Source organism: Micromonospora maritima (assembly GCF_902825405.1).
GTDB lineage: Bacteria > Actinomycetota > Actinomycetes > Mycobacteriales > Micromonosporaceae > Micromonospora > Micromonospora maritima.
The window spans coordinates 1-926 of sequence record NZ_CADEAU010000922.1; the positions used below are offsets into that span (position 1 = coordinate 1).

Below are 926 nucleotides of genomic sequence, written 5' to 3' on the forward strand. Positions count from 1 at the left end.
GGTCGCGACCGCCGAACCGGTGCTGGCCGGCCTGCCGCTGACCGCCCCGGCCCGGCTCAGCGGGGAGCCGGTCGCCCGGGCCGCGCTCTGGCACATCCGCAAGGGTCTCTACGCCGCGGTGGCCGGCGCCCGTCCGTCCGGCACCACGGCGCTGCTGGAGGACGTCGCCGTGCCGGTCGAGGCCCTCGCGGGCACCTGCGCCGCGCTGGCCGACCTGTTCGCGCGGCACCGCTACGCCGACAGCGTGATCTTCGGCCACGCCAAGGACGGCAACCTGCACTTCATGCTCAACGAGCGGTTCGACGGCGGTGAGGCCCCGGCGCGCTACGCCGACTTCACCGAGGAGATGGTCGACCTGGTGCTCGGCCACGGCGGCACGCTCAAGGCCGAGCACGGCACCGGCCGGGTGATGGCCCCGTACGTGCGCCGCCAGTTCGGCGACGAGCTGTACGACGTGATGCGGGAGGTGAAGTCGCTCTGCGACCCGGACGGCGTGCTCAACCCCGGCGTGCTGGTCAGCGACGACCCGGAGATCCACCTGCGGCACCTGAAGACCGTGCCGACGGTGGAGGAGGAGGTGGACCGCTGCGTCGAGTGCGGCTACTGCGAGCCGGTCTGCCCCAGCCGCGACCTCACCACCACGCCCCGGCAGCGGATCGTGCTGCGCCGCGAGATCGCCGCCGCCGAGGCCGCCGGCGACCGGACGCTGGCCCGGGAGCTGACCGACGCCTACGACTACGACGCGGTGCAGACCTGCGCCGTGGACGGCATGTGCGCCACCGCCTGCCCGGTCCTGATCAACACCGGTGACCTGGTCAAGCGGCTGCGCGCCGAGGAGCACGGGCGGGCCACGCGCGCCGGCTGGCGGGGCGCCGCCCGACGCTGGGACGCCACCACCCGGGGCATGGCCCGGGGGCTGGACCTGG

At 74.9% G+C, this 926-nt stretch carries 1 protein-coding gene; it reads left to right on the forward strand.

Translation table 11 applies throughout. The features are described from left to right. Positions 1-926: FAD-linked oxidase C-terminal domain-containing protein (locus HUW36_RS33560; protein ID WP_174531665.1), on the forward strand; the 926-nt coding region annotated here is incomplete at both ends.